The organism is Flavobacterium pasteuri, assembly GCF_048286615.1.
Classification (GTDB): domain Bacteria; phylum Bacteroidota; class Bacteroidia; order Flavobacteriales; family Flavobacteriaceae; genus Flavobacterium.
The window spans coordinates 1-25,253 of record NZ_JBLVPN010000007.1 but is presented as its reverse complement, the minus strand read 5'-3'; the positions used below and the strand labels follow the sequence as shown (position 1 = coordinate 25,253).

Below are 25,253 nucleotides of genomic sequence, written 5' to 3'. Positions count from 1 at the left end.
ATGATAAAAGTAAATATTAAAGGGAATTAAAGCTACTATTTTGGAAATGCTAAACTCTCCAATTAAAAACAATTTAAATTTGAATTATAAACACGAACTTTGCAAGAGTTCTCAGATTTGATAGTTTAAAAAAATGACATGGGTAGAAATAACGAAAGAAATATTAAAAAGCACAATGACAAGTTGCACAAAGCCCAGGATAAAGTAAAACAAGCGGAAATGTTGCGTAAAGAAAAACTAAAGCAAATTACCAAAAAGTTTAACGATACTAAGGATTTAGAAAATAATTAAAGATGGAAAACAATAAATTCGCGAATCTAAAAAAAGGGGTTCAGGAAATAATTGATTTGATTGCCAGTAGAAATGGTACAGATGCTAACAATAAATTAGTTGAAGTCAGTGAAGATTTAGATGAACTGCTAGACTTTGCAGAAGAAGATGAAGATTTAATAGAAATTAGTAAGTACCAGGTATTATTGAATCAATTGCAGCAAAAAATAATTACACTTGACGGACAATCGTAAGGTGTAGCTCTTAATAGTTTTGATATAAAATGACAAAAATAAAATGCCATTGTGGTTCCCTAAAAACCTTTGATGAATGTTGCAAACCATTTATTAATGGAACTGAAAAGGCAACAACATCTTTAGAACTAATGCGTTCCCGTTATTCGGCTTACGCTACCCATGCTGCAGAATACTTATTGGCAACAACTTATATTTCAGAGAGAAAACAGTATTCTAAATCTGAAATTCTAAAATGGGCGACTTCAAATCAATGGCTTCAACTAGAAATTATTGAGGCTACAGAAAATACAGTAACATTCAAAGCTTATTTTTTGGACAACAAATTACAAAAACAAATTCATCACGAATTTTCTACTTTCAAACTCGAAAATGGAATTTGGTTTTATGTTGACGGACAATTTTTTAATTAGTTTCAGTATCTGTTTTTTCTCTACTGTTTTTAACTAAAAATTAATAAACGTTTGTATAGAGGACATTTTTTATTAATGTAATTTTATTGTCTATGAAAAATGATAATAAAAAAGGATTTTATTTCAAGCAATACGAAGCCCCATTTCAGTCTCCGTTTGATAAACTCTTTGGGATTTTTAAAGAATTAATCACGCATACTTCTGGAGACTTTGATGAAGCTATCGACTGGTTGCGAGAATTGGATAAAGAATATAAACTCACCGATGAACACTACACAATCGATGATTTTATAGAAGATTTAAAGAAAAAAGGCTATATCCGTGATGAACTCAAAGAAGATGGAACTTCGGGAACTGGAATTACCGCCAAAACAGAACGCGCTATTCGGCAACAAGCTTTAGACAACATTTTCGGCAACTTAAAACGTTCCGGAAGTGGCAATCACAAAACTAAACATTCCGGAAACGGTGATGAACATACCGGCGAATTTCGAGAGTTTTATTTTGGTGATGGACTCGAACGAATTTCTTTGACCGAAAGTTTACGGAACGCTCAAATTAATAATGGAGTAGCAGATTTTATGTTGACCGAAAATGATTTGGTTGTCGAAGAAACTCAGTACAAATCCCAAATGAGTACGGTTTTGATGATCGACATTAGTCATAGCATGATTTTGTATGGTGAAGATAGAATTACACCGGCCAAAAAAGTAGCAATGGCTCTGGCTGAGTTGATTACGACACGTTATCCAAAAGATACTTTAGATATCTTGGTTTTTGGAAATGACGCTTGGACGATTGCAATCCGAGATTTACCGTATTTAAAAGTTGGTCCGTTTCACACTAATACTGTGGCAGGTTTGCAGTTGGCGATGGATTTACTCCGCCGAAAGCGAAACACTAATAAACAAATTTTCATGATTACTGATGGAAAGCCAAGTTGTGTTCGTGAAAAAGATGGTTCCTATTATATGAACAGTAATGGACTTGACGAATATATTGTGGATAAATGCTACACTCAAGCTCAACAAGCCCGCAAATTGCACATTCCAATAACGACTTTTATGATTACCAGTGATCCGTATTTGCAGCAATTTGTCAACCGTTTTACCGAAGCTAATCAAGGAAAAGCGTTTTACACTGGATTGAAAGGTTTGGGCGAAATGATTTTTCAAGATTATGAAGCTAATCGTAAAAAAAGGATAAAATAGCAGTCAATTTATTGTCTCAGCTGAGACCAGAATAAATAATAATTTCAATAGCAATTATAATAGTAATATGAAAATAGAAAATATAAAAACACTCGGAGAATTAAAAAAATCAGGTTACGAAAGTAAAAGCATTAAAGATGAATTGCGTTCCAACCTTAGAGAAAAAATAAAATCGGGAAAACCAACATTTGAAGGCGTTCACGGTTTTGAGAATACCGTAATTCCAGAATTGGAACGTGCTATTTTGTCGCGTCACAACATCAATTTATTAGGGCTTCGCGGTCAAGCCAAAACTAGACTTGCGCGTAAAATGATTGAGTTATTGGATGAATACATTCCGTTTGTGACTGGTTCAGAAATTAATGATGATCCGTTAAAACCAATTTCGCGTTTTGCTAAAGATATAATAGAAACTAAAGGAGATGAAACTCCAATTTCCTGGTTGCATAGAAGCGATCGTTTTTTCGAAAAATTAGCCACGCCAGATGTAACCGTTGCGGATTTGATAGGTGATGTAGATCCTATAAAGGCTGCAAATTTGAAGCTGTCTTACGCGGATGATCGGGTGATTCACTTTGGGATGATTCCAAGAGCAAATCGTTGTATTTTTGTCATTAATGAATTACCGGATTTACAGGCTAGAATACAAGTAGCATTATTTAATATTCTACAAGAAGGTGATATACAGATTCGTGGATTCAAATTAAGAATGCCGCTCGATATGCAATTTGTTTTCACAGCAAATCCAGAAGATTATACGAATCGTGGAAGTATTGTAACGCCATTAAAAGACAGAATTGGTTCGCAAATTTTAACGCATTATCCGGATACGATAAAAATTGCTAGAACCATTACAGAACAAGAAGCTAAACTGGATGCGATACAAAACGATATGGTTTATGTGCCTTCGTTAGCTCGAGATTTATTGGAACAAATCAGTTTTGAAGCACGTGAAAGTGAATACATTGATAATAAAAGTGGTGTAAGTGCCAGACTGAGTATCACAGCCTTTGAGAATTTATTAAGCACCGCTGAAAGAAGAGCTTTGAAATCTGGAGCTGATAAAACCAGATTGCGTTTGTCCGATTTTATGGGGATTATTCCAGCAATTACTGGAAAAGTCGAATTGGTTTATGAAGGGGAGCAGGAGGGAGCAGCCGTTGTAGCACAGCATCTAATTGGTGATTCGATTCACACTTTCTTCCCAGCTTATTTTCCAAAAATTGAAAAACTGGAAAAACAAGATGATAAAACACCTTACACGGACATCATTGAATGGTTTTTTGCTGAAAGTGGATTCGAATTATTAGACGATTGTTCTGATGAGGAATATGAAAGAATTCTTGGAAGTATTGTGCCGCTTGAAGTTTTAATCAAGAAATACCAACCACAATTGGAAAAAGAAGACAAGTTTTTCATGAAAGAATTTATTCTTTGGGGATTGGTAGAATACAAGAAACTGAGTAAAGACAGATTCTCGGAAGGTTATCAGTTTAAGGATATTTATGGAAGTTTTATCAGTAAATTATAAATAACAAAAGGGTTTAGATTGATTTCTAAACCCTTTTTTCTTGATCGTTATTGCTATTAAAAGGAGGGATTATGAATAATAATTTTATTTATTACATAATTAGTCTCTAACTGTTTTTATTAGTCTACCTTGCCCTGTTGGCAGTATTTTCAGTCAATATAAAAAGAAATGGAAAATAGCTTTGAGACTTTGATTGCTACTTATATTGAAAATAAGGTAGGTATATCCGAACATTTTTTGAGTACTAATTTGGCCAATAATCTAAAACAAAATTTAATTGCTTTAAACCAACAGAGTTTGTTGACAGAAGCAGGAACAGGTAACTCAGAAGCTATTTCTTACGATAGTGCTGTACGAAGTGATTCTATTTATTGGCTAGATAAAAAACACAACAACGCATTCGAAAATGAATTTTTTGCTCAAATTGAAGCCTTTATTATTTATTTGAACCAAAGTTGTTACGCCGGAATAACAGGTTATGAATTTCATTATTCGTTGTATGAATCGGGTGATTTTTATTTAAAGCATTTGGATCAGTTCAAGAATAATCCCAGCCGCAAATATTCTATGATTAGTTATTTGAATAGCAATTGGCAAGAAAGTGACGGTGGCGAATTATTGATTCATCAAGCAAACAATAATCAGAAAATTACTCCTACACAAGGGAAAACTGTTTTCTTTAAAAGTGACGAGTTGGTTCACGAGGTTTTAGTAACACAAAATACCAGAATGAGCATTACAGGTTGGTTAAAGAGTGATTAATGTTACTGCCTATAAAGATTAATAAAAAAAATCTATTTAATGTTTATAAATATTTGATTTTTGGTTAATATAAAAAAAGAGTGTTGCTAGAAAGGAAGTAGTATCATTTGTTTACACATACAACAGCTTTAAATTTAAATTTAACACTTTCAAAGTCAATAGGTGAACTTTTATCAAAATATGTGGCTCCCATAGTATTTAACATTTTTCCATTACCTAAAATAAGTTTGTCCCCTCGCTTTAAAAATGCCATTGGATTTTTAAATGTTACTTTTTGATTATCGCCCTGGATGAAGGTGTAACTGGCAAATAATGTATCCCCACTAAATTCTCCAGCGATTTTCCCGACTTTTTTTTCTGTATTGAAAAATTTCATTACCATATCCCCGGTTATTTTTCCGTTTTTTAAAGTATTTATTTTCAATTCAATAGTGTCTTGCTCATATAGCGCTTTAAAGCATTGGACACTTATTGGTTTTTCAGCTTGGATTTGTTTAGCCTTATCGACTTCTTCGATTTGATTTTTTTTACAACTTTGGAATCCTATACAAGCAAATAATAGACTAAAAAGAATAGAAGTTTTCATAGTATAAATTTTATAGTTAATAACTATAACTAATATAGTCAAAATAATGCTTTATATTTAAAATATTGACAGTTAATATTTTAAAATTATTTTTTGAATTTATTTCCCGATGCAGAAATTCGCAAAGATGTTTCCTAACAATTCATCATTAGTAACCTGACCAGTAATCATCCCAAAATGATACAAGGCTTCTTTAATATCAAGTGCCATCAAGTCGCTGGACAAGTTGGTTTCCAGTCCATATTTTACTTTTTGTATTTCATCTAAAGCTTTCAGTAATGAATCGTAATGTCTTGTATTAGTTACAATTGTTTCATTATTGCGTAATGCTCCAGTGTTGACAAATGATAGCAATTGATTTTTTAAATCCTCAACGCCCAGTTTTTCTTTGGCAGAAATAAGTAAGATTTCGGGAATTTCAGATTTTATATTTTGGATTTCACTGTCTTCTAGTTTGTCGGCTTTATTACCAATAATCACAAGCGGTTTCAATGGAAATTGATTTTTAATTTTCTCCAATTCTACTTTCAACTTTAAACCTGAAACTTTAAACTCCGAACTATCAAACAGAAAAACGACTACTTGCGCTTGTTCTATTTTTTCGAACGTTTTTTTGATTCCAATGCTTTCCACCACATCTTCAGTTTCCCTAATTCCAGCCGTATCGATGAATCTAAATCCAATTCCACCAATCACTAATTCGTCTTCAATAGTATCACGCGTTGTTCCAGCAATTTCCGAAACTATCGCTCGTTCTTCATTCAATAAAGCGTTCAAAAGTGTCGATTTCCCTACATTGGGTTCACCCACAATAGCCACAGGAATTCCGTTTTTAATCACATTTCCTACGGCAAACGAATCGATTAATCGTTTTAGGACAAACTCAATTCGATTCAATAATTCATGAAATTGGGTTCGGTCAGCAAATTCTACATCTTCTTCTGCAAAGTCTAATTCGAGTTCGATAAGTGAAGCGAAATTCAAGAGTTCTTCTCTTAGTTTAGCTATTTCATTAGAAAAACCACCACGCATTTGCTGCATCGCAATTTGGTGTGAAGCTTCATTATCAGATGAAATTAAGTCGGCAATAGCTTCTGCTTGTGACAAATCGAGTTTTCCATTTAAGAATGCGCGTAATGTAAATTCACCGGCATCAGCCATCCGACAGCCTTTTCGAAGCAATAATTGAATAATTTGCTGTTGGATATAAGTAGAACCATGACACGAAATTTCTATCGTATTTTCGCCAGTATAGGAATTTGGTCCTTTAAAAATAGACACTAGGACTTCATCCAAAGTTTTGGAGTCGTCCATAATATGTCCTAAATGTAAAGTATGCGTTTTTTGGGTCGTTAATTCTTTGTTTTTGATGGATTTAAAAACAGAATTTCCAATAGTAATGGCATCTTGCCCGGAAATTCGGATTACGGCTATAGCACCCGCTCCCGAAGGAGTTGCCAGTGCCACTATGGAATCGTGAGGTATCATATTAAAATTCAATTTAATGCAAAAGTAAGTAAAATTGATAACGCAACAAGACCTGCTTGTTAAACCAGTAACTTTATTTTTGTTAAAAATTCGCCAAACTGATAATTATCATATTAATTTATTTTTTCTTTCGTAATTTTATATAGATTATTGATTTGTAGTAAATTACTATATGTTATGAGAAAAATTTTATTTCCAACAGACTTTTCAGAGGTATCCAAAAATGCATTTATTTACACATTAAAATTGGCAGATTCCATAGATGCTGAAATCATTACTATGCATGTTTATCAACTGCCACAGGCAAACTATGTAAATGTTGCGGAATACTTGCATGAAATTTATGATGTTACGGAGTTGAGTAATTTTGATAACTACAAAGATGAAGTTCCCATTTTAAGGCATATTGCCGAAGAAAATAATTTAGATAAGGTAAAAATAAGTCATGTTTTAATTTTGGGTAATTTGATTGAGGAAATCCAAAAAATTACTAAACATGAAAATATAGATTTTATAGTAATGGGAACTAAAGGTGCGACCAGTTTAAAAGAAACCTTTTTAGGAACTGTTGTAACAAAAGTAATGAATGATGTAAAAGCAGTTGTTTTAGCTATTCCTGAGCGCTGTAAATACCAACCTATAAAAAATTTACTTTATATTACTGAATATAATTCTACAGATATTGAATCTTTTATGCGCGTTATGGCTTTGGCCAAAGTGTTTCAGGCACATATTGATTGTTTGCACGTAGAACCGCTACAACATAAAAATAAGAAAAACGATATGGAAGATTGGAATGAATTAATTAAAAACCATAATATTGCTTTACATTCCATTTCAGGGGATGATATTGAAGGTATTATTTTGAATTTCATTGATTTGTATAAAATTAATATGATTGCAATGCATGTGTACTATAAAAATTTCTTTCAAAAATTATTTGAAATCAGTCTTTCAAAAAAATTAGCATTTCATGTCAATGTACCTATTTTGGCGATCCACGAATGAATTTAATTTCGATATTTATCTAAATAACCGAAAAAAATAATTCAGCAATTTATTTTAATAAACGAACTTTTTAATATTTAATAAAATGAAAAAAATTCTATTTCCAACAGATTTTTCTGAAGTGGCTGCAAATGCATTTGTCCATGCTTTAGAATTCGCAAAAATAGTTCAGGGTGAACTCGTTTTATTGCACACATTTGAACTGCCAATATATGACAATCAGTTTTTTCCTGAAAATTATGCTGTCATTTATGATTCTTTAGAGTTGTCTCAGTTTGATATGTTTAAGGATGAAATCCCAAAATTGCGCGCTATAGCCGAAGAACGCCATTTGGATAAAATTAAAATGTCACATAGGCTTATGGATGGAGATTTACTTTTTAACATCAAAAGATCGATTAAAGAAGATAAAATAGATTTTGTCATAATGGGTACTTCTGGAGCTACAGGTTGGGATGCTTTTTTTGTAGGAACTAATGCAGGAGCTGTAATTTCTGGAATAGAAGTTCCAATGTTATGTGTACCTGCTGAAGCAAAATTCAAAAAAACAGAAATTATAGGATTTACAACCCGTTTTAGAACCAAAGATAAAAAGGCACTAAAGATGGTTTTGGATATAGCAAAAAAAACAAAGGCCAAAGTGAAATGTCTTTATGTAAAAACCATTGATTCTGATGTCTCTAAAGATACAGTTGCTAAATGGGAAGACGAATTTATTAATGAACCCATTGAATTTTTTGTCATCAACAGCGATGAAGTCAAAGAAACAATTCTGGATTTTATAATGTATAAAGAAGTAGATGTCTTGACAATGCTTACGTATAAAAGAGGTTTTTTTGAAGGGATTTTCAAACCTAGTTTAACAAAAAAAATAGCTACAAATTTTGATATCCCAATTTTAGCTATTCACATTGATTGATTACGTGTTGATTCAATTGAAATCTTGATTTCTATGTAGTTTGGCATCGCCATTGCCTTTTAATTTAGACTTCAAAGTAATCTATTTCGTTATATTTGCAATTCATCAAATTGAATTATGGAAATATACAAAGCAAAAAAGATTCGCTTTTCAACGGCATTAACTACAATCAATAAAAAGTACAATAGTATAAGTATTTTAAGACTTTTTACTATTGTACTTTTTTTGGTTTCTATTTATTATTACATCAAAAACAGCCAAATTATTTTTGTAGTTGCCGCTATTTTTCTTTTTGGACTATTTGTTTTCTTGATGCGCATTCACACCAAATTACTTTTCGAAAAGCAAGTTAATCAAGCCTTATTCGATATTAATGAAAATGAAATTTCGTACTTAGAAAGAAATAAAATCCCCTTTGAAAACGGACAGGAATTTAATGATTTTCATCATCCGTATGCGTATGATTTAGATATTTTTGGCGAACATTCCTTGTTCCAAAACTTGAATAGAACCGCTACTTTTATTGGTAAAAAAACATTTGCAAACCAATTGTTATCCATTTTACCAAATGATGAAATTACCAGAAATCATCAAGCAGTAAAAGAATTAACCGAAAAATTAGATTGGCGTCAGGAATTTTTGGCTTTCGCCAAAGTTAGCAATGACACTCAATCAAATTATGAGACGCTACTCAAGTGGAGTACATTCAATAGTACGCCTTTGTCTAAAATGAGTGTTTTTATTTCCTATTTTTCACCACTTCTTTTTCTAGGAGTTCTGATTGCTTATGTAGTGACTTCTAATACTTTTTTTGCTTCTGTTTTGTCGTATTTGTTTGTTATTAATTTAATGATTTTAGGACGTTTTATGAAGCGAATCCAAGCTGAAGTTGCTAATTCTACCAACATTGATAAAACCATTCATCAATATAGTTTGCTGTTGCAAAAAATTGAAAACGAATCTTTTCAATCACAAAAGTTAATCGATTTACAGCAAAAATTAATGTTCAAAAAAGAAAATGCCAGCGTTCATTTGAAACAATTAGCAGGTTTGTTTTCGAATATGGACAGCATTAGTAATTTCGTAACTGCTATTGTATTCAATGGAACGTTTCTATTTAATTTACATGTTTTAAAATCATTAATTCAGTGGAAAAAAGACCATGCTGAAGCATTAGAAAATTGGCTGGAAGTTATTGGTGAATTCGAAATGCTGAACAGTTTAGCCAATTTTTCGTATAACAATCCCGAGTTTGTGTATCCAACATTGAACACCAATTTTAAAATAGATTTCAAGGATTTAAGTCATCCTTTATTGAATGAAAAAACAAGAATAGGAAATGATGTGCGTTTTCATCCCGAATCGTTTATGATTTTAACAGGTTCTAATATGTCCGGTAAAAGTACTTTTCTAAGAAGTTTAGGAATCAATATGGTTTTATCAGGAATGGGTTCGCCAGTTTGTGCCAGTCAGGCAAACGTGCATCCGTTACCCGTTTTAGTTTCCATGCGATTATCCGATTCGTTGTCCGATAGTGAATCGTATTTCTTTGCCGAAATCAAGCGCTTAAAGCAAATCATGGACGAATTGGAAAACAGACCAGCATTTGTTTTATTGGACGAAATATTGCGCGGAACCAATTCAGATGATAAACGCAATGGAACAATAGAAGTAGTCAAAAAAGTGATTGGTAAAAAAGCCGTTGGAGCCATAGCTACACATGATATTGAAGTTTGCTTGACCACAAATGAGTATCCAAATATACTAACCAATAAATGTTTTGAAGTGGAGATTATAAATAATGAACTTCATTTTGATTACAAACTGCGTGACGGAATTTGTAAAAATAGAAGTGCTACATTCCTAATGAAAAAAATGGGAGTGATTTAGTTTAAATTGTTAGACTTCTTACATTAATTGTATTTTAATGTTTAGTTTGTCTTTGCGGGGAACGAAGCAATCACATACTAGATAATTATAGTGGATAATTGAAACTTTAAATACTTAGTGATAACTCTTTCGTTGGAACGAAAAATAGAGAAATGAATAAAAGCAAAAAACCGTCCCGATTTATCGGGACGGTTTCTTAAATATAAAAATGGTTTGGTTAATAGCGTATTTTTAAACTGAATTAACTGTTTAGCATTACAGGCATTACAAGCATTGTAACAGTTTCACCTTCTTCTAATCCATCAACAGGAGTAAGGATTCCGGCTCTGTTTGGCAATGACATTTCAAGCATAATCATATCGGATTGCAAGTTAGTCAACATTTCAGTCAAGAAACGAGAATTGTATCCTATTTGCATATCATCACCTTGATAATCACATGTCAATCTTTCTTCGGCCTTGTTTGAATAGTCAATATCTTCAGCAGAAACATTCAATTCAGCACCAGCGATTTTCAAACGAATTTGGTGTGTTGTTTTATTTGAAAAGATGGCAACACGACGCACAGAACTCAAAAATTGAGAACGGTCAATCATCAATTTATTTGGATTCTCTTTTGGAATTACCGCTTCGTAATTTGGATATTTTCCATCAATTAAACGACACATTAAAACATAATTGTCAAAAGAAAAAGTAGCATTCGAATCGTTATATTCAATTTTAACTTCAGCATCTGAAGTTCCAAGAATATTTTTTAAGATGTTCAAAGGTTTCTTTGGCATAATGAAATCAGCCACTTGAGAAGCCGTTACATCCGTACGGGCATATTTTACTAATTTATGTGCGTCAGTGGCAACAAATGTCAATCCTTGTGGCGAAAACTGGAAGAATACACCAGACATTACCGGACGTAAATCATCGTTTCCGGCAGCAAATATGGTTTTGCTTATGGCTGTTGCCAAAACATCAGCAGGAACAAGTGTTACAGATGGATCGTCTAAGTTAACCGATTTTGGAAATTCATTTCCAGGAGCATAAGCTAAAGCATATTTTCCAGAATTAGAACTGATTTCAATCGTACTGTTTTCTTCAACCGTAAAAGTTAAGGGTTGTTCAGGGAATGTTTTAAGGATTTCCAAAAGCAATTTTGCAGGGACAGCAACGCTTCCTTTACTTTCTGAATCAATTCCTAACGTAGCAGACATAGTTGTCTCTAAATCAGAAGCAGAAACCGTTAGCACATTATGGTCTAAATCAAATAAAAAGTTATCTAAAATAGGTAAAGTATTACTGCTGTTGATAACGTTACCTAAAACTTGTAATTGTTTCAATAAGTACGAACTCGATACTATAAATTTCATCTGTTTTGTTTTATTTTTTAAGGTATTTCTTTAATATCCGAAATACGTTACATTTTACAAATATATCGTAAACTATTCTAGTTTGGAAACTTTTTTATTAACATCTATTTGCTGTGTTTTCTTTTTCGAAGGAAAGTAAATGCGACTCCAAAAAGCACCAAAATAAGAATTGGAAGCCCGATAGTTAGGATTTGTGTTCGGGTATAGTTTTCATAAATTTTTTCTTTATCTAATAAAGGTAAATCAAGATCTTTGCTTCGAATGTTAATAAGTCCCGTGTCATCCAATAGATAATTGACGCAATTTGTGAGGAAATCTTTATTATCATACAAATTTCCAGACCTTTGGTCGTAGCCCAATTCTATCGGTTGAAAGTTTTTATCCAATTGGTTTTTTATCAAATCCCCATCTGATATCACAATCATTTTGTTCACTTTTCCTGTTGCTTGAAATGTTTTTTGTTCAAATGGCAACACTCTATTTTCAAACATGGAATGAAACGAGCCTTCTAATAATACCGATAATGGAATCTTTCCTTTGTTCAGGTAATCAGCAGGCGAAGTTTCTTCGGTAACGATATTCAAATTGACTTCTGTTGGAGTTCCTATTTTTTTAGAATACTGTGACGATTGCAACAAAATGGTTTTCTTAATTCCGTTTTTTAAGGTGTCAATTGGATTCGCAAAATCAAATTTGATTCCACCTAAATTTTTCACAATCGGATGCAAACTGTTTGGATACACTTGTGGTGCAAATTTCCAGTTGAATTCTTGAAATTGAGTTGCACTTCCTTGTTCCCCGGTGGCCAGTTTTATGGGACTTCCTTGTTCATCTTTTACTAAATCAGGATTGATTCGGATTCCGTATTTAAAGAACATATCATTCAAATTCAAATCTTTTGGATAGGCTAGAGTGGCTCCAGATGAATCGTATAAACTATCCATTTCCGCCGTAACTTGGTCAATCAACCACAATGTTTTTCCACCATTAATGATAAATTGATCTAAAACTTGTTTCTCCGCATCGGTAAACGTTTCAGTTGGTTTAGCGATAACAGCCAAGTCATATTTTTCTAAAGCTTCTAAACTTCCAATAGGATTTTTAGCAACTGAATCTAAAGTAAAAGGTCCGATATGGTAGCTTTCGCGCACCTGTAAAAGAAATTTAGCCATCAAAATATCTTGTAATTCACCGTTTCCTTTGATAACAGCAATTTTCTTTTGTTTGGCTTTGGTAATCTTATTCAAAGCTTCGGCAATTGAGTATTCCAAATGCTGAACGGAACCAATCACTTTTTGGGTAGTTGACGCACCCATAATGTTTTTCAGCAATGGAATATTTACTTCCTTGTTGTCATAAACGGCAATCGCCCAAGGAAAAACCATCGCTTGTGATTGCTTTCCTTTGTCGTCAACGGTTATGTTTATTGGCGTAAGCCCTTTTCTATACAAGTCTTTAATATTGTCCATGCTGGCGTCTTCGTTTTCCAAAGGATCTACGAATTCAAAAACAATATTGGAGTTGTACGCCTGAAATTCTTCCAGTAATTGTTTTGTTTCTTGTTGTAAACGTTTGAATTCGGCAGGTAAATCGCCTTGCATATACACTTTTATGGACAGCGGATTTTGAACTTGCTTTATGATGTTCAAAGAGGTCTGGGAAAGGGTGTATCTTTTATCTTTTGTTAAATCAAAACGATGAAAAAAGGAACTTCCTATCACATTCGCAAGTACTACAATTGCAAGGATAATCAATACTGATTTTAGATTATTTTTCTTAGAAGTATTCATTACGATTTGAAAGATTTTAGATTATAAACAGTAAATGAAAGAAAGACAACAGTTATGCTTGTAAAATAAAGGATATCTCTTGAGTCTAATACGCCTCGGCTCATGCTTTTGAAATGATCTTGCATTCCTAATGATGCGATTATAGAAGATACATTTGGAACAACTGAAGCTAAACCTTCAAATCCAAAATAGAAGAAGAAACATAAAAATACTGCAACAATAAAAGCCACAATTTGATTATCAGATAGCGTTGATGTGAATATTCCAATGGCTGAATAAGCTGCAATCAGGAACAATAGTCCAAAATAAGAACCAACTGTACTTCCCATATCGAGATTACCTTCAGGCATTCCTAAATTAGAAATAACGGCTACATAAATGAATGTTGGGATAATTGCCATTACAATTAAAAGCAAAGCGCCAAGAAATTTTCCGTTTACAATTTGCCAAATACTCAATGGTTTGGTCAACAATAATTCTAACGTTCCCTGTTTTTTTTCATCCGAAAAACTACGCATGGTTACCGCGGGAATTAAGAATATCAAAATCCATGGTGCCAAAGTGAAAAACGGAGTCAAATCAGAAAAACCGGTATTCAGAATGTTATAATCTCCTTCGAAAACCCAAAGAAACAATCCGTTGATAATTAGAAAAATGGCGATTACTAAATAACCTATAGGCGAACCGAAAAAGGATTTTATTTCTCGTAATACTATTGATTTCATTTATTTTTTTTGTTTAAAGTTTCAAATGTTTAAGGTTTAAAGTTCCCAATCCAACAACTTTAAACCTTAAACTTTAAACTATTTTTATTCTAAACTAACTAATTTATCCACGCTCCACGCTTCTGGTTTGTCATTGAATAATTTTTTGGTGAATGTCCAAACATCATAAAAAAGTTCGGAATTCCTGTAATTTTCTAAATCAGCTTCGGTTTCCCAATAGCTGTAAGTAAAGAAAATGCTTTTATTATTTTTATCCTGATACAATTCTAAGAAACGATTTCCGGGCGCATTTCGTATTTTATCTTTCATTAACTCGAAGTTTTCTAAAAATGCAGGAATATGTTCCTCGTGAAAACTCAATTTTACTATTCGTACAAACATTTAGATTTAAGATTTTAGATTAACGATTTATGATTTCAGATTTTGCAATTAGTTAAGAACAAATGTGACATCTTTTCTTAAAGAAAACTTTCCTTGAATTTTGGATGTAATTAAATCTCCCATTGTTAAATCTTTCTTTTTATGTTGATTCCTTCTAATAAAAAAATTAAAATCATTAATTTTTTTTGAAGGGCTTTTTGAGAATGGTTTGAATATTAGGAATAGAATAAGTTTAATAAAATATAATGGGATTAGCAATATTGTTAATAATACAGTGGCAGAACTAAAAAGTTCACCCTCACTTTCGAAATGTTCATCATATTTAAAATTTGAAAAATCTAAATTATATTTTGTAATAAAATCTTCTAACATATCATAATTATCATCTCCCCAAAGACTTAAATCAATTGCTACTTTTGATTTATCACATATTTTAGTTTCACCAGATTTATCTTCAAGAAATTGTTGCATTTCAATATAATTTTGTTTCAAATCTTTAAAACTTATTTTTATAATTGTTTTCATATTATCTTGCTTTAAATCTGAAATCATAAATCGTTAATCTTCAATCAAAAATCAAAAAAAATTACCTAAATACTATATTTATTATATCTCTATAATTCAATCCTAATAAACTATTCGCAGAACCTACTTTAGAAGGATTACTTCTAAAAATGGCAATCTCCAGAAAACCAGCTTCGTTGAAAATTGCTAATTTTTCGCCTTCATACGATTTTATCGGATATTTATCGGAACTGGCAATTGCGGAATAGTTGGGCAAAATGGTTTTGATATTTTTGGTTTTCAAAACAATTTCATAAGGTCTTCCTTTGGCAACTTCGATAAAATATTTTTTAGAAATATTGGTAATTACATTCCCAAAATGATCAATGTAAATCACATGCCCTTTTAATGAATTTCCATCATCTGAAATAGTGGCTTGCAGATTTGTAACTTGCTTAATCGTATTTATTTCTTTACCAATGACATTCATCAAACCACCTTTGGCTAAATGGCAGGCCACTTTTACAAACACATCCAGATCAGTAGCTTCGCTTGGCAAACGATCATGAATGTTAATCGCGACTATTTTTTGTGGAACAATTTTTTGCGAAAGCATACTTAAAATGCCATTATCTGCAGCAATAAAATAGTGACCGTTCCATTGCATCACAATATGTTGATTCTCTTTATTTGATTCCATATCGACTCCTACAAGGTGAACTGTACCTTTTGGAAAACTCGCATACGATGCTCCAATAATGTAACTTGCTTCTACTGTGTTGAATGGGTCAATGTCATGTGAAATATCAATAATTATAGCCTCGGAATACTCAGATAAGATTTTCCCTTTTAACGCACCTACAAAGTGATCTTTCAAGCCGTAATCGGTAGTTAGGGTAATTATTGACATAAATTTGTTTATAACTATTGGTGTTATGTAAACCTAATTTTATTAAATTTGAGAAGTGCAAAGCTAATAATAGTAAACTCAAAAAACGAAAAACAAAAAACAAATTCTATTTAAATAAAAGAAATATACCCGACAGCCAATTGATTTATGAAAAAATTAATTCTAATTTAAAACTACCTCATTTGAACGAAAGAATAATCGAGCTCATAGACATCGCTCCAAAAGACTTTTGGGGCGCTCAAGACACTCATCTTGAAACAATTAAAAAATACTACCCAAAATTAAAAATTGTCGCTAGGGGAACAACCATAAAAGCTTTTGGAGAAAAAGAGGTTTTAGACGAGTTTGAAAAACGTTTTCAACGTTTAATGCTTCACTTTACACGTTATAACACTATTGATAACAATGTTATTGAACGAGTGATTTTAAATGATGGGAAACAGATTGAGAGAATGGGCGATCACGATAAAATTTTAGTACATGGAGTAGGTGGGAAGATCATCAAACCGATGACACCCAATCAACAGTTGTTGGTGGATACTATGGAAAAAAATGATATGGTTTTTGCAGTAGGGCCAGCCGGTACTGGAAAAACGTATACTGGGGTAGCCATGGCTGTGAAAGCACTGAAAGAAAAGCAAGTGAAACGAATCATACTCACGCGTCCAGCAGTAGAAGCAGGGGAAAATCTTGGTTTTCTGCCAGGAGATATGAAAGAAAAATTAGATCCTTATATGCAACCTCTTTACGATGCTTTACGTGATATGTTACCTAACGAAAAATTAGAAGATTATATTCTAAAGGGAATTATTCAAATTGCACCTTTGGCTTTTATGCGTGGTAGAACGCTGGATAATGCTTTTGTAATTTTGGATGAAGCACAAAACACTACACATTCCCAAATGAAAATGTTCTTGACACGTATGGGTAAAAGTGCTAAATTTATGATTACAGGTGATCCTGGTCAAGTCGATTTACCACGAAGAACCATTTCCGGACTCAAAGAAGCTTTGTTGGTTTTGAAAGATATTGATGGAATTGGAATCATTTATCTGGATGACAAAGACATTGTACGACACCGATTAGTTAAAAAAGTGATTGATGCGTATAAGATGATTGAAAATAACGATTAGGAAATACACAAAATTCTTTTAAAGCGGAAAGCAAGATCATTTTAGTAAAAAATGGATTTGCTTTCCGCTTCATTATTTTAAAGTAAAAATGGTTTTCGTTAACTGCTTAAAATAAAAATCAATCGATTCCTTTTGTATCTCTTGAAAATGCAATAAATTTGGAATTAATTAAATTTCAGTTAAAAAGAAATGATTTTAAAAGAAAAAATTAAAGTAGTTATTAGTGATTTAGACGGAACTTTACTCAATTCAGATCACAAAATATCCCAATATACTAAAACTGTTTTTCAAGAACTCCACAATCAAAATTATTTAATAATTGTAGCAACTGGCCGTCATCACTTGGATGCAATGCCTATTGTAGCAGGATTGAATGTTCCTCTTTATTTAGTAACTTCAAATGGAGCACGGATACATTCTCCTGAAAAAGAACTTCTTTTTTCTTTTAATATGGAAAGTGAAGCTGTTAAATCAGTCTTGTCATTAGATATTGATCCTGAAATAACCACCGTATTGTTCAGAGAAAATGTTTGGCAAACAAATAAGCACAATGAAAAATTAAACGAATTTCAACCAGAAGTAAATTATCATCCTGAACTTGTCGATTTTTCTAGTTTGGAGGATTTGAGTGCAATAAAAGTATTCTTCACACACGATAAACATTCAAAATTAATTGAATTACGCGATAAAATTTTAGAAAATCATACAGGACTTTTTAGCCATGCGTTTAGTTTGCCTTTTTGTTTAGAATTTATGGACAAATCAGTGGACAAAAGTGTTGCGATTGCTAAAATTCTGGAAAAAGAAAATTTTGTTTTTCAGGAAGCACTATCTTTTGGTGATGGATATAATGATGAAAATATGCTTACATCTTCCGGTAAAGGTCTAGTTATGGGGAATGCACCAAATAGTTTGAAAGATAGACTTTCTCATTTAGAAGTGATTTTAACTAATGATAATGAAGGAGTTGCAAAATATATAGCACAGCAACTATTAAATAGTTAAAAGTCTTTAAATACGCACTTTTTAAAATAATTTTAGAATCCATTTTTTATAAAAATAGTAAAATGAATAAAAAAATAATCCTTGTTATCTGTATTTTGTTTTCCATAACAATGCAAAGTCAAACGCTAAAACTGGAAGAAATCATGAAAGGTAACGCTTTCATTGGTGCGCAACCAGAAAATGAAAGATGGTCTTTAGATGGACAAAAAGTTTATTTTGATTGGAATCCAAATAATGAATTGGGGTCAAGTACTTATTTTTGGAAAAATGGATTGTCAAAAACTGAATTGGCATCACCATATGAAGCTGCTTTTTCGAAATTAGATTTCAAAAAAACAACGAATCCGGATTTGTATTATTACATCGATAAAGGAAGACTATTTTCGTATTCCTTGAAAAGTAAAACTTCTAAAAAACTCTACCAACAAAGTAGTCCGATTGCTAATTTACAAATGGGTTCAGTGCCAGGAGTGCTTTATTTCAGACAAAATGAAAACCTTTTTCAGTTCAATACCAATGAAGGTTCTATTATTCAAATCACAAACTTTCGTAAAGGAAAATCGGACGAGAAAGCCTCTGATAAAGAATCATTTTTGAAAAGCCAACAGGAGGAATTGTTTCAATTCGTCAGAGATCAGGAAGCACTTAAAAAATGGAATTTGGCAAAATCAAAAACTACAAAATCTGATTTTCCAAAACCGTATTATTATGGAAAAAACACTTTTGGAAGCTTAAAAGTGGATTCAAAGGGAAACTTCGCTACGTTCAGATTAATAGAAGATTTAGAACGCAAGAGTGAAAAAATGGAACTTTTTATAACTGCCGATGGTTACAACCAAATTGAAGACACGAAGGAAAAAGTTTCTGTAGATAATTTGTTGGCAACCAAATTCGGGATTTACAACATCGCCAAAGATTCTGTTTATTTTATGAATTTTTCATCATTGAGTCACATTCAGGATGTTCCTAAATATTTTGAGTCCTATGAAAAATCAAAAACTGCAGCAAATAAGGACAAACTAATTGTAGTTCAGGAACCTGTTTACAATGAAAATGGTTCATATGCAATTAGTGAAATAAGAAGTCAGGATAACAAAGACCGATGGATTGTTAGTTTGAATTTAGAAAATGGAACTTTTCAGGAATTAGATCATCAACATGATGAAGCTTGGATCGGTGGACCCGGAATTCCTTCTAATTCTTATGGAAGAGGAACGCTTGGGTTTTTGGGAGATAATGAAACAGTCTATTTTCAATCCGAAGAAACCGGTTATTCTCATTTATACACTTATAATTTAAAGTCAAAAAACAAAACACAGCTGACTAAAGGAAATTGGGAAGTGCGCAACGTAAGTTTGGCAAAAGATAAAAAGTCTTTTTATTTAACCACAACTACCACACATCCGGGAAACAGAAATTTTTATAAATTGGAAGTTGCTAATACAGTTTTGCAACCTATCTTAACTAAAGATGGCGCTCATGAAGTGAGTTTATCTCCAGATGAAAGCACTTTATTGGTCCGTTATTCTTATAAAAATAAACCTTGGGAATTGTATGTAGCTCCTAATAAAAAGAATACCAACTTAAATCAGATAACGTTTTCAACATCGGAAAGTTTCAAAGGATATTCATGGCGTGAACCGGAAGTAATTACTTTCAAATCTCAGGATGGAACTCCGGTAAATGCTAGATTATACAAGCCACAAACTGCGAATGCGAATAAAGCAGCAATTTTGTTTGTTCATGGTGCTGGTTACTTGCAAAACGCACACAATTATTGGAGTACGTATCACAGAGAATACATGTTTCATAATTTATTAGTCGATTTAGGCTATACCGTTTTGGATATTGATTATAGAGGAAGTGATGGATACGGACGTGATTTTAGAACAGGAATTTACCGATTTATGGGCGGGAAAGATTTAACAGATCAAATTGACGGCAAGAAATATCTAGTCGAAAATTACGGAATTGACGCGTCAAGAGTTGGGATTTATGGTGGTTCTTACGGAGGCTTCATCACGTTGATGGGAATGCTGACTACTCCAAAAGAGTTTGCTTCTGGAGCTGCTTTACGTTCTGTTACTGATTGGGCACATTACAATCATGGCTATACTGGAAATATTCTTAATTTCCCTGAAACGGATCCGGATGCTTACAAAAAAAGTTCTCCAATCTATTTTGCGGATAATTTACAAGGCGATTTATTGATGCTTCACGGAATGGTAGATGACAATGTAGAGTACAAAGATATTGTTCGTTTGTCTCAGCGTTTTATCGAATTAGGTAAGAAAAAATGGAGTTTAGCAAGTTTCCCGGTGGAAGCACATGGATTTAAAGAAACCTATTCTTGGGTTGATGAATACAGCCGAATTTTAAATTTATTCAACGATACGTTGCTTAAAAAATAATTGTAGAGATAAAAATAAAATTTAAGAGTTCCGTTCTTTTCTTTGCGTAACTCTATGAAATAGTTTTAAATTTGCAGGAACAAAAATAAACACACACAACTATTATAATGAGCAATACAATCACAACTACTAATTTTAATTTTCCAAACCAGAAATCTGTTTACCGCGGTAAAGTAAGAGAAGTGTATAATATCAATGATGAACTTTTGGTTATGGTAGCTACAGACAGGCTTTCGGCTTTTGATGTAGTTTTACCAAAAGGAATTCCATATAAAGGTCAAATTCTAAACCAGATTGCTACTAAATTTATGGAATTGACTGAGGATATTGTTCCTAACTGGTTAATCGCAACTCCTGATCCTAATGTAGCTGTTGGCCATTTATGTGAGCCTTTTAAGGTAGAAATGGTGATTCGTGGATATCTTTCAGGTCATGCTGCTCGTGAATACGCTCTTGGCAAAAGAGAAATTTGCGGAGTTTCAATGCCTGACTATTTGAAAGAAAATGATAAATTCCCAGAACCTATTATTACCCCAACCACAAAAGCGGATAACGGAGAACATGATGCTGATATTTCTCGTGAGGATATTTTATCGAAAGGAATCGTTTCTGAAGAAGATTACCTTGTTTTAGAAAAATTCACAAGAGATTTGTTTCAAAGAGGAACTGAAATTGCAGCCAGTCGTGGATTGATTTTGGTGGATACTAAATATGAATTCGGTAAAACTAAAGAAGGTGTAATTGTCTTGATTGACGAAATTCACACACCGGATTCTTCTCGTTATTTTTATGCTGAAGGCTACCAAGAAAGACAAAATAATGGTGAAGAACAAAAACAATTATCGAAAGAGTTTGTTCGTCGATGGTTAATAGAAAATGGTTTTCAAGGTCTGGAAGGGCAACAAATTCCAAATATGACTGACGAATATATTGAAACAGTTTCTGAAAGATATATTGAATTATACGAAAATATCTTAGGAGAGAAATTTGTAAAAGCAGACATCACTAATATAGATGAAAGAATTGAGAAAAATGTTTTGGAATATCTAGCGAACAGATAAAAACATTTGTATAAAAAAATAAAAACCGCAATTCATAATTTTGAATCGCGGTTTTTTTTATTTTTTAAATGATGATTCATAACAAGTAATCCATTCATCTATTGACATTTTTTGCACGAGTTCAGCAATTAAATCAAAAGGGATTTGGTCCATCTTCTTAAATCGGATGCAACTTTTTCCCATGTCTAATTTTTGTTTGCTGTGTTTTGGGTATTCGGAGACAAACCAATTCAGTAATTCGGGTTTAGCATAAATTCCAATGTGGTAAAGCGCAATGAAATTTTTTTGAGAAGCGATGTTAAGAAAGGGTAACGGGAGTTTTGGTTCGCAATGATAGCCGCCAGGATAAATAGAATGTGGCACTACATAACCAATCATACCGTAGGACATTTGTTCAACAAATCCTTTGGGAATATTTTCTAGAATAGTTTCCTTAAGTTTTGTAAAAGCATCTTTTCTATCTTCTGGAATTTCTTCTAAATAGGCTTCTATTGATGTGGCGGTTGATTGCATTTTTATAAATTGTATGAGTAAAGTTAACAAAAAAACCGCAATTCATAATTTGAACTGCGGTTTTTTAGCCCCGATTATCTCACTTTGTTTCTACTTTTAGCGGAGTTCAGTGAACTTCGTTTGAAGAGGAAATCCTTTCCCTTTTTGCTACCAAAAAGGGAAAGATTGCAATCTCGTTTTTAGAACGAGACGCGATTAGCTCCTAAAACTATTTGAAATAAGAGAATGTTTCTTCGTTTTCTAATTTCAATAGGGTCTCGTAAATTAATTTAATCACGTTTTCAACATCTTCACGATGCACCATTTCGACCGTAGTATGCATATAGCGCAATGGCAAGGATATCAAAGCAGAAGCCACACCGCCATTACTGTACGCAAAAGCATCGGTATCTGTTCCGGTAACGCGAGAAGAAGCCAATCTTTGGAACGGAATTTCTTTTGCCATAGCCGTTTCAAGAATCAATTCTCTCAAATTATTCTGAACTGCAGGCGCATAGGTTACTACTGGACCTTTACCAATTTTAGTATCTCCTTCAATCTTTTTATCGATCATTGGAGTAGTGGAGTCATGGCAAACATCGGTAACAATTGCTACGTTTGGTTTGATGGTTTTGGTAATCATTTCAGCACCACGAAGACCAACTTCTTCCTGAACAGAATTAGTGATATACAATCCGAAAGGGAGTTTTATTTTGTTTTCGTGTAACAAACGAGCTACTTCTGCAATCATAAACCCACCCATTCGGTTGTCAATCGCACGACAAACAAATTTGTTTTCGTTCAAAATCATAAATTCATCAGGATACGTAATCACGCAACCTACATGCACACCCATTTTATCAACTTGTTCTTTGGTTTCACAACCAATGTCAATAAATAGATTGTCAACTTTTGCCACTTCTTCTTTTCCTCTATTGCGAGTATGAATAGCCGGCCAACCAAAAACACCTTTTACAATTCCTGCTTTAGTATGAATGTTAACGCGTTTCGAAGGTGCAATTTGGTGATCTGAACCACCATTTCTAATCACGTAGATTAATCCATCATCGGTAATATAATTGACGTACCATGAAATTTCGTCAGCATGCCCTTCGATCACTACCTTATATGGTGCATCTGGATTTATGATTCCAACAGCAGAACCATAAGTGTCCGTTATAAAAGTATCAACATAAGGTTTTAGGTATTCCATCCATAATTTTTGGCCGCCACTTTCATAACCTGTGGGTGATGCATTATTAAGGTAGTTTTCTAAAAACTCAAGTGATGACTTGTTTAATATTGATTTAGTGCTCATAAAATTATTTTTTTGCTAAATTATAAATTTGGCATTACACTTGTGTATATAATGTATAATTTTGGCAATTAAATTTCCCTATATGAAGCTAATTAAATTTTTGTTGTTTTGTTTATTTACCACTCTGTCTGTTAATGCGCAGGTAATACCTCAGGATACCACAAAGATGGGGAATGAGTTAGAAGATGACGAATCTATCCTTAATGATACAATCCAATTACCGGAAGTCTTAATACATAAGGAGAAAATGGATCCCGAAGCAAGAAAGCAATTCCTAATCCTTCAAAATCGTGTTTATAAAACCTATCCTTATGCAAAGTTGGCCTCTGAAAGACTGTCAAATCTAAATAAAGGAATGGCAAACCTAAAATCAAATAAGGAGAAAAAAAGATATTTTAAGATAGTAGAAAATTATTTGAGTGATGAGTTCGAAGCCAAGCTCAAAAAGCTTTCCCGTAAACAAGGTCAAATACTGGTAAAGTTAATACATCGTCAAACTGGCACCACAACTTATGAATTAGTAAAAAACCTCAAAAGTGGTTGGAAAGCATTTTGGTCTAATACGGCAGCCAGTATGTTTGATATTAATTTGAAAACAAAGTACGCACCTTTCGATGTTAATGAAGACTATCTAATAGAAACGATATTAGTTCGAGCATTCGATTCTGGAAGATTACAAAACCAGAATCCGGCTAAACCAGTTGATTATGATAATCTAACTGACTCTTGGGAATCTAGAGCTGAAAAGCTGAAAAAGTAATTTTTTTTGGCGTTCCTCCTTATATATATAAAGGCGATTATCGAAAAGGATAATCGCCTTTATATATATAAGGAGTGGGGCTATACGCTACAAGTCCTCGTTAAGTTCCGTTGTACTTCACTTAACTGTGGGCTATTCGCTGCTATCCCTAACGCGAGGACCAGAATAATTAGGATAATCAGTGTAATCCAGAGGATAAGAACTATCGCCAACCCAAAATCCAGTTACCTTATATATAGGAGAAAATGAAAAAGCGATTAGTATAGAAGGAAAAGTATAAAGCATTTTATCGATTTAGCGTATTTTTTAGTTTTAATGCTGTTAAGGCAGGCTATTTTGAGAGATTCAGACAAAGGGAAGAGCTACTCAAACAAGAACAAAGAACGAATTCCGAAAGATCTAAGAAATATATCCAGGTAAGATACGCATGCGTTTAGGTATGCAAAGCCCATTATTTTATCCGTTTTGTCACCTTCTGCTTTGTAGTGTGCTTATGAGTGAAAAAAAAAATACTTACAAAATTCACGTTTACAGGGATTTAAAACATAAGTTAAGAAAAAGGCAAAAAAAAGTAAATAAAAAGCTTGTAGAAGTGAATAAAGGTGGTACTTTTGCACCCGCAATAGCGCAGAAGTCCATTCTTAAATACTGAAAAGCGGATTAAAAAAAATCGGAATAAAATTCGAAAAAAGATTTGCCAGAGCGGAAAATAAGTTTTAATTTTGCTGCCCCGAAAGGGAGTGAGTTCTTAGAAATTTTGAGTGAGTGGGAATAGGGTTGAGACCTTATTTTAGTTGAAGAAAAACGAAATTAAAGTTTTCAAAAAAAACTTCAAAAAACATTTGCGAGAAACAAAAAAGAGTTCTACTTTTGCACCCGCTTCGAGAAACACTTTAACAAGTGTTAACCAGGAGTTGGAGACTGAAATAAATTCAGTTTAAAAACAAGAAGAATACGTTCCTAGACATATTGAATTGACAGCCGTTCCGATGCAAATCGGAACAAAAGAATAAGAGTAATAGAATCGAGAGATTTGAAAAAACCACTAGAATTTAGTCGAATAAACAAAGA

Annotated in this window: 25 protein-coding genes; 14 read left to right on the top strand and 11 right to left on the bottom strand. The window is 32.9% G+C overall.

The window, feature by feature from the left end; genetic code table 11:
* The first annotated feature begins 138 nt into the window (after window positions 1-138).
* The 6 genes from ACNQF6_RS11315 to ACNQF6_RS11290 all read left to right on the top strand — a co-directional run bounded on the left by ACNQF6_RS11315 (window position 139) and on the right by ACNQF6_RS11290 (window position 4,441).
* The gene (locus tag ACNQF6_RS11315; protein WP_417965951.1) at window positions 139-291 is read left to right on the top strand and encodes a hypothetical protein; all 153 of its coding nucleotides are present in this window, start codon (window positions 139-141) and stop codon (window positions 289-291) included.
* A 2-nt stretch (window positions 292-293) separates the two neighbouring features.
* On the top strand, window positions 294-524 hold the full coding sequence (locus tag ACNQF6_RS11310; RefSeq protein WP_417965949.1) for a hypothetical protein: 231 nt from the start codon (window positions 294-296) through the stop codon (window positions 522-524).
* A gap of 29 nt (window positions 525-553) precedes the next feature.
* Window positions 554-937, top strand: a complete 384-nt coding sequence (locus ACNQF6_RS11305) for a YchJ family protein (RefSeq protein ID WP_417965947.1) — start codon at window positions 554-556, stop codon at window positions 935-937.
* Window positions 938-1,029: 92 nt separating this feature from the next.
* On the top strand, window positions 1,030-2,148 hold the full coding sequence (locus ACNQF6_RS11300; protein WP_417965945.1) for a vWA domain-containing protein: 1,119 nt from the start codon (window positions 1,030-1,032) through the stop codon (window positions 2,146-2,148).
* Between the two features lie 67 nt (window positions 2,149-2,215).
* Complete coding sequence (locus ACNQF6_RS11295; RefSeq protein WP_417965943.1) at window positions 2,216-3,679, top strand: AAA family ATPase; 1,464 nt, start codon at window positions 2,216-2,218, stop codon at window positions 3,677-3,679.
* Window positions 3,680-3,847: 168 nt separating this feature from the next.
* Window positions 3,848-4,441 (top strand): 2OG-Fe(II) oxygenase, encoded by a 594-nt coding sequence (locus ACNQF6_RS11290; RefSeq protein WP_417965940.1) that lies wholly within the window; start codon window positions 3,848-3,850, stop codon window positions 4,439-4,441.
* Window positions 4,442-4,544: 103 nt separating this feature from the next.
* On the opposite strand, the gene ACNQF6_RS11285 is transcribed toward ACNQF6_RS11290, so the two are convergent.
* Both ACNQF6_RS11285 and mnmE read right to left on the bottom strand, forming a co-directional pair.
* The gene (locus ACNQF6_RS11285; protein WP_417965938.1) at window positions 4,545-5,027 is read right to left on the bottom strand and encodes a hypothetical protein; all 483 of its coding nucleotides are present in this window, start codon (window positions 5,025-5,027) and stop codon (window positions 4,545-4,547) included.
* A 99-nt stretch (window positions 5,028-5,126) separates the two neighbouring features.
* Window positions 5,127-6,515 (bottom strand): tRNA uridine-5-carboxymethylaminomethyl(34) synthesis GTPase MnmE, encoded by a 1,389-nt coding sequence (gene mnmE / locus ACNQF6_RS11280; protein WP_417965936.1) that lies wholly within the window; start codon window positions 6,513-6,515, stop codon window positions 5,127-5,129.
* 177 nt (window positions 6,516-6,692) lie between these two features.
* Between mnmE and ACNQF6_RS11275 the strand changes: the two genes are divergently transcribed.
* From ACNQF6_RS11275 to ACNQF6_RS11265, 3 genes are all read left to right on the top strand, one after another.
* Complete coding sequence (locus tag ACNQF6_RS11275) at window positions 6,693-7,523, top strand: universal stress protein (RefSeq protein ID WP_417965934.1); 831 nt, start codon at window positions 6,693-6,695, stop codon at window positions 7,521-7,523.
* An 85-nt stretch (window positions 7,524-7,608) separates the two neighbouring features.
* The gene (locus ACNQF6_RS11270) at window positions 7,609-8,442 is read left to right on the top strand and encodes a universal stress protein (protein ID WP_417965932.1); all 834 of its coding nucleotides are present in this window, start codon (window positions 7,609-7,611) and stop codon (window positions 8,440-8,442) included.
* 117 nt (window positions 8,443-8,559) lie between these two features.
* Entirely contained in the window at window positions 8,560-10,332 is a 1,773-nt protein-coding gene (locus ACNQF6_RS11265; protein WP_417965930.1) for a MutS-related protein, read from the top strand.
* A gap of 241 nt (window positions 10,333-10,573) precedes the next feature.
* Here ACNQF6_RS11265 and dnaN read toward each other — a convergent pair whose 3' ends face one another.
* From dnaN to ACNQF6_RS11235, 6 genes are all read right to left on the bottom strand, one after another.
* On the bottom strand, window positions 10,574-11,692 hold the full coding sequence (gene dnaN, locus ACNQF6_RS11260) for a DNA polymerase III subunit beta (protein ID WP_126459175.1): 1,119 nt from the start codon (window positions 11,690-11,692) through the stop codon (window positions 10,574-10,576).
* A gap of 104 nt (window positions 11,693-11,796) precedes the next feature.
* Window positions 11,797-13,482, bottom strand: coding sequence for a gliding motility-associated ABC transporter substrate-binding protein GldG (gene gldG, locus ACNQF6_RS11255; protein ID WP_417965928.1), 1,686 nt, complete (start codon window positions 13,480-13,482; stop codon window positions 11,797-11,799).
* The gene (gldF, locus tag ACNQF6_RS11250) at window positions 13,482-14,207 is read right to left on the bottom strand and encodes a gliding motility-associated ABC transporter permease subunit GldF (RefSeq protein WP_417965926.1); all 726 of its coding nucleotides are present in this window, start codon (window positions 14,205-14,207) and stop codon (window positions 13,482-13,484) included. The genes gldG and gldF overlap by 1 nt, the downstream gene beginning before the upstream one ends.
* Window positions 14,208-14,291: 84 nt before the next feature.
* Complete coding sequence (locus tag ACNQF6_RS11245) at window positions 14,292-14,588, bottom strand: putative quinol monooxygenase (protein WP_121365948.1); 297 nt, start codon at window positions 14,586-14,588, stop codon at window positions 14,292-14,294.
* 48 nt (window positions 14,589-14,636) lie between these two features.
* Window positions 14,637-15,113 (bottom strand): hypothetical protein, encoded by a 477-nt coding sequence (locus tag ACNQF6_RS11240; RefSeq protein ID WP_417965924.1) that lies wholly within the window; start codon window positions 15,111-15,113, stop codon window positions 14,637-14,639.
* A gap of 61 nt (window positions 15,114-15,174) precedes the next feature.
* Complete coding sequence (locus tag ACNQF6_RS11235) at window positions 15,175-16,002, bottom strand: SAM hydrolase/SAM-dependent halogenase family protein (protein WP_417965922.1); 828 nt, start codon at window positions 16,000-16,002, stop codon at window positions 15,175-15,177.
* 182 nt (window positions 16,003-16,184) lie between these two features.
* On the opposite strand from ACNQF6_RS11235, the gene ACNQF6_RS11230 reads away from it, so the two are divergent.
* From ACNQF6_RS11230 to ACNQF6_RS11215, 4 genes are all read left to right on the top strand, one after another.
* Entirely contained in the window at window positions 16,185-17,135 is a 951-nt protein-coding gene (locus ACNQF6_RS11230; RefSeq protein ID WP_417965920.1) for a PhoH family protein, read from the top strand.
* Window positions 17,136-17,324: 189 nt separating this feature from the next.
* Entirely contained in the window at window positions 17,325-18,140 is an 816-nt protein-coding gene (locus ACNQF6_RS11225) for a Cof-type HAD-IIB family hydrolase (RefSeq protein WP_417965918.1), read from the top strand.
* Between the two features lie 62 nt (window positions 18,141-18,202).
* Window positions 18,203-20,551 (top strand): S9 family peptidase, encoded by a 2,349-nt coding sequence (locus tag ACNQF6_RS11220; protein ID WP_417965916.1) that lies wholly within the window; start codon window positions 18,203-18,205, stop codon window positions 20,549-20,551.
* Window positions 20,552-20,658: 107 nt separating this feature from the next.
* Window positions 20,659-21,612 (top strand): phosphoribosylaminoimidazolesuccinocarboxamide synthase, encoded by a 954-nt coding sequence (locus ACNQF6_RS11215; protein ID WP_417965914.1) that lies wholly within the window; start codon window positions 20,659-20,661, stop codon window positions 21,610-21,612.
* Window positions 21,613-21,669: 57 nt separating this feature from the next.
* Here ACNQF6_RS11215 and ACNQF6_RS11210 read toward each other — a convergent pair whose 3' ends face one another.
* A complete protein-coding gene (locus ACNQF6_RS11210) occupies window positions 21,670-22,125 on the bottom strand; it encodes a DUF1801 domain-containing protein (RefSeq protein ID WP_417965912.1) in 456 nt (151 codons plus the stop codon).
* A gap of 208 nt (window positions 22,126-22,333) precedes the next feature.
* Window positions 22,334-23,422: a M42 family metallopeptidase gene (locus ACNQF6_RS11205; protein ID WP_417965910.1), complete on the bottom strand. Its 1,089-nt coding sequence runs from the start codon at window positions 23,420-23,422 to the stop codon at window positions 22,334-22,336.
* 82 nt (window positions 23,423-23,504) lie between these two features.
* On the opposite strand from ACNQF6_RS11205, the gene ACNQF6_RS11200 reads away from it, so the two are divergent.
* Window positions 23,505-24,182: a DUF4294 domain-containing protein gene (locus tag ACNQF6_RS11200; protein WP_417965908.1), complete on the top strand. Its 678-nt coding sequence runs from the start codon at window positions 23,505-23,507 to the stop codon at window positions 24,180-24,182.
* Between the two features lie 132 nt (window positions 24,183-24,314).
* Here the strand turns inward: ACNQF6_RS11200 and ACNQF6_RS11195 are convergent, their stop codons facing one another.
* The gene (locus ACNQF6_RS11195) at window positions 24,315-24,467 is read right to left on the bottom strand and encodes a hypothetical protein (protein WP_417965906.1); all 153 of its coding nucleotides are present in this window, start codon (window positions 24,465-24,467) and stop codon (window positions 24,315-24,317) included.
* Between the last annotated feature and the right edge of the window lie 786 nt (window positions 24,468-25,253).